Consider the following 3,862-nt stretch of genomic DNA (forward strand, 5'->3'; position numbering starts at 1 on the left):
CGTCGACCGGCGCCCGATGCGCCACCCTCGCGGGCCTTCGCGGTCCGGCGGCGCGGGCGTGGCGCCTCCTCCGGCTCGGCCTCGTCCTCGGACTCCTCGGACTCCTCGGACTCCGCGGAGCTGTCGTCGACCTCGTCGGTCGGCTCGCTGCCCGCCTCGCCACCCTCCTCGTCGACGTCCTCGGGTGCGGCCTCGTCGTCCTCGGCGGGCTCGTCGTCGGCGCCCCGCGGGTCCACCGCGTCCTTCGCGCCGCCCGCGGCCTTCTTCGCCGACCCTGCCGCGCCACCGCCGAGGTCGCCCAGGGACTCGACGCGCTTGCCCACCTTGTCGGTGAGCGACGAGACCTGTCGGGCCGCGACCGCCATGACGGCGCCCTTGCCCGCGTCGAGCAGTCTGCCGCGGATCTGGTCGGTCAACGCCGAGAGCTCCGGGGAGGCGGCCAACAGCTTCTGCCCCTGGGCCAACAGCTCACCCGGTCCACCCGCACGACGCCCCGCGGCCATCCCGCCGAGCATCAGGGCGAGCTTCATCTTCTTGGTCCGCCCCAGGGCGTAGCCACCGGCTACGCCCAGGGCCACCCGTGCGCCGCATTTCATCGAGCCTCCTCGTGTGGTGGCCGATCCGCGCGCTCCGCGCCATCCTTTTCGAGATCGAGTCCGAAAATGATCAGGCGCAGCGGCGAACCGGGTCGACACCAACTACCCCGAGCGATCTCCGCGCACACGCTGATGGCCCATATCGGCCATTTTTGCGCCATTTGGACCACTCTTCCGGTCCATTTCACGGAGATCCGGCTGAAACGAGCGGGTCAGCATTGATCCACCATGGCCGGGAGCCCGTTGGACCGAACGAGCGACGGCCCTCCGGATGGCCGAGCGCACGTTACGCCGAACGAGCACCTGCCACGAGCGCCGGCACTGATCTGCGGAAATCCGGTGTGACCCGAGTCATGTCCATGATGGACGCTTCCGCGGCGAGCCGCCCTGGCGGACACACGAGGACGCCGACGAGACCCCTCGGGGGCATCGTCGGCGCCTCCGCGGAACACCGCGGAAATGGTCAGTACACGGACCCGACGAGGAAGGGCCCACCCACCCACGAGAGACGTTCAGGAACCGGCCTTCGCGGCCGCGACAATGATCAACACGATCAGCGCGATGAGCAGCAGCACCACCGTGACCGGCAACAGCACCAGGGCCAGGACGAGCGCGAGCACCAGACCGATCCGGACCGCCGGGCTCAGTGACCCGATCGCCCCCTTCACCGCGCCCCACACCGGGTTCTTGCCCGCGAGCCCGGCCTTGACCCCGCCGAGCACGCCTCCCATCGCGAGGCCACCGGAGGCCGCCATCGCGTCGAAGGACCCCGCGAGGCCCTCCACCTTCTCCAGCGCCACACCGACGGTGGTGCGCAGGAGCGTCCGCAACAGCTCCTTGAGGCTGTCCTTCAGGTCGTCGACCGCACCCTGCCGGGCCTGCTGCGGATCGGGGCGCGTGCCGTTGAGCGGTCGCGGCGCCCCGTCGACCTCCAGCGCACTCATCGGCTGCACACCCCACCCCCGGTCGCCCCGGCGCACGCGCCTCGTCCGTCGTCCTGCGCACTGCGCATCGTGGCCCCTGTCGTCGTCCGCTCGCACCGCCGTCCCGGACGGGACGGCGGTGCCCGGCAGCGGCTACCACCTCAGGGCCCGGACTAGTCGGTCCGGCCCGAAGTGCCCCCGGCTGCCGCAACCGACGGGGCGCTCGGACGCCACCGGTTGACCCGGTCGGCGGTAGCGAGTTCGACGTCGTCGGGGGCGAGGGTCGGTCCCGAGGTACCCGGTCCCCGTACCGTCAGCCCTCCGCGGGCGCCGTCGAGCCGAGCGGGGCGGCGTGCTCGAGGGCCCAGGCCAGCGCCCTGTCCGCCACGGCCTCCCAGCCGGGGGCCGCGCAGGTCCAGTGGTCGCGGCCCTCCAGCTCGACGTAGTCGGTCAGCGCGGGCGACTCGGCGTAGTGCTTGGCGTTCGACCGGTTCACCGACGGCGGCATGATGTGGTCCTGCTCCCCCGCGATGAACAGCAGCGGCGCCCGGTCCGCGGAGTAGTCCACCCAGGTGTCCTGGTGGCCGGGCTTGAAGTTGGCGAACAGGCCGTACTCCCACACCCAGAACCCCGGCGCCGGGATGGCGTAGCGGTCCCAGACCGCCCGGGACTCCTCGGCGGACAGGGTGTTGGTGAAGGCGTAGTGGAACTCCTCGGGGGTGAACCCGACGGCCCTGTGGCGGTTGGCCGGGTTCTTCAGCGCCGGGAACAGCGACCTCGCCTGCGACACCGGGTTCACCCTGACCCCCTCGGTGGGGGCCGAGTCGATCACCACGCCCGCAGCGCCGAGCCCGCGGGCCAGCAGCAGCTGGGTCAGGGTGCCGCCGAAGGAGTGGCCGATGATGATCGGCGGCGCGTCGAGCGCCTCGACGACCGACGCCAGGTGGTCCACGGTGGCGGGGACGGTGAGGTCCGCGATGAGCTGCGGGTTCTCCCGCAGCGCCTCGACCTCGATCTCGAAGCCCGGATAGCCGGGCGCGAGCACGGTCAGCCCCTTCGCCTCGTAGTGGGAGACCCAGTGCTCCCAGCTGCGCGGGGTCATCCAGAGACCGTGGACGAGGACGACGGTGTCGGGGCGGTTCCCGGTCATGCGGAGATCTCCTTGCAGAAGGCGAGCAGGTCCGTGGACAGCTGCTGCGGATGGGTGTCGGTGATGCCGTGCGGGGCCCCGGGATAGACCGTGAGCGTGGCCCCCTCGATCCGCTCCGCCGACGCGCGGCCGCCGACCGCGATCGGGACGACCTGGTCGTCGTCGCCGTGGATGACGAGGGTGGGCAGGCCCGCCGCGCTCACGGCGTCGAGGTCCGGTCGGAAGTCCGTGGCGGAGAAGGCGGCGATGCACTCGAGGGCGTTGCGGTGCCCGGACTGCATGCCCTGCAGCCAGAACGCGTCCCGGATGCCCTGCGACGGCGCCTGTCCGGGCCGGTTGCCGCCGAAGAACGGCCCGTCGGCGAGGTCGCGGTAGGTCTGGCTGCGGTCGGCCAGGCTGCCGCGGCGGATCTCGTCGAACACCTCGATCGGCACGCCGCCGGGGTTGTCGTCGGTACGGAGCATGAACGGCGGGACGGCGGAGACGAGCACCAGGCCGCGGACCCGCCCGGTGCCGTGTCGTCCGAGGTAGCGGGCGACCTCGCCGCCACCGGTGGAGAACCCGACGAGCGTGACCCCGTGCAGGTCGAGGGTCTCGATCAGGTGGGCCAGGTCGTCGGCGTAGGTGTCCATGTCGTTGCCGTGCCAGGTCTGGGTCGACCGACCGTGGCCGCGGCGGTCGTGGGCGATCGCACGGAACCCGTTGGCCGCCAGGAAGAGCTGCTGCGCCTGCCAGCTGTCCGCGTGCAGCGGCCACCCGTGGGCGAGGACGACGGGCGGGCCCTCGCCCCAGTCCTTGTAGAAGATCTCGGCCCCGTCGGGCGTGGTCACGGTCGGCATCGGCGACCTCCTCGGTCTCGCCCCCGACCCTGGCCCGGCGGACCGCGTGTCCGAATCACGTGGTGCGCGTAGTCCGTCCGTCGGTCCCGCGCAGGGCCTCCCGCAGCAGCCTGCGGTCGGAGAGCTCGAGCTTCCGGAACACCTTGCGCAGGTGGTAGTCGACGGTGTGCCGGGACAGCGAGAGCCGCTCGGCGATCTCGAGGTTGGTCGCCCCGTCCGCCGCCAGCGCGGCCACCGAGGCCTCCTGCGGGGTCAGCCCGCCGGTCGTGGTGTGCTGCCCGGTGGCCCGGAGCTCCCGACGCGCGCGGGCCGCGAACGGTGCCGCCCCGAGCCCGTCGAAGGCCGCGAGGGCGA

General features: G+C 72.4%; 5 protein-coding genes. All 5 read right to left on the minus strand.

Annotated features, from left to right (window positions below; translation table 11 throughout):
* On the minus strand, positions 1 to 596 hold a 596-nt coding region (locus H5J29_RS24255), incomplete at its 3' end, for a hypothetical protein (protein WP_181783343.1).
* 512 nt (positions 597 to 1,108) lie between these two features.
* Complete coding sequence (locus tag H5J29_RS24260) at positions 1,109 to 1,540, minus strand: hypothetical protein (RefSeq protein ID WP_181783344.1); 432 nt, start codon at positions 1,538 to 1,540, stop codon at positions 1,109 to 1,111.
* Positions 1,541 to 1,832: 292 nt separating this feature from the next.
* Positions 1,833 to 2,669, minus strand: a complete 837-nt coding sequence (locus tag H5J29_RS24265) for an alpha/beta hydrolase (RefSeq protein ID WP_181783345.1) — start codon at positions 2,667 to 2,669, stop codon at positions 1,833 to 1,835.
* On the minus strand, positions 2,666 to 3,508 hold the full coding sequence (locus H5J29_RS24270) for an alpha/beta fold hydrolase (protein ID WP_181783346.1): 843 nt from the start codon (positions 3,506 to 3,508) through the stop codon (positions 2,666 to 2,668). Before H5J29_RS24270 ends, H5J29_RS24265 begins: the two co-directional genes overlap by 4 nt.
* Before the next feature lie 55 nt (positions 3,509 to 3,563).
* Positions 3,564 to 3,862 (minus strand): helix-turn-helix domain-containing protein (locus H5J29_RS24275; protein WP_181783347.1); only part of this gene is annotated, 299 nt, incomplete at its 5' end.

The sequence above is a fragment of the Pseudonocardia pini genome (assembly GCF_013870575.1).
Taxonomy (GTDB): domain Bacteria; phylum Actinomycetota; class Actinomycetes; order Mycobacteriales; family Pseudonocardiaceae; genus Pseudonocardia; species Pseudonocardia pini.

What these genes read in the sequence shown, in the direction of transcription:
- H5J29_RS24260 (WP_181783344.1), bottom strand. Translation starts at nt 1,540, where the DNA reads ATGAGTGCGCTGGAGGTCGACGGGGCGCCGCGACCGCTCAACGGCACG.
- H5J29_RS24270 (WP_181783346.1), bottom strand. Translation starts at nt 3,508, where the DNA reads ATGCCGACCGTGACCACGCCCGACGGGGCCGAGATCTTCTACAAGGAC.
- H5J29_RS24265 (WP_181783345.1), bottom strand. Translation starts at nt 2,669, where the DNA reads ATGACCGGGAACCGCCCCGACACCGTCGTCCTCGTCCACGGTCTCTGG.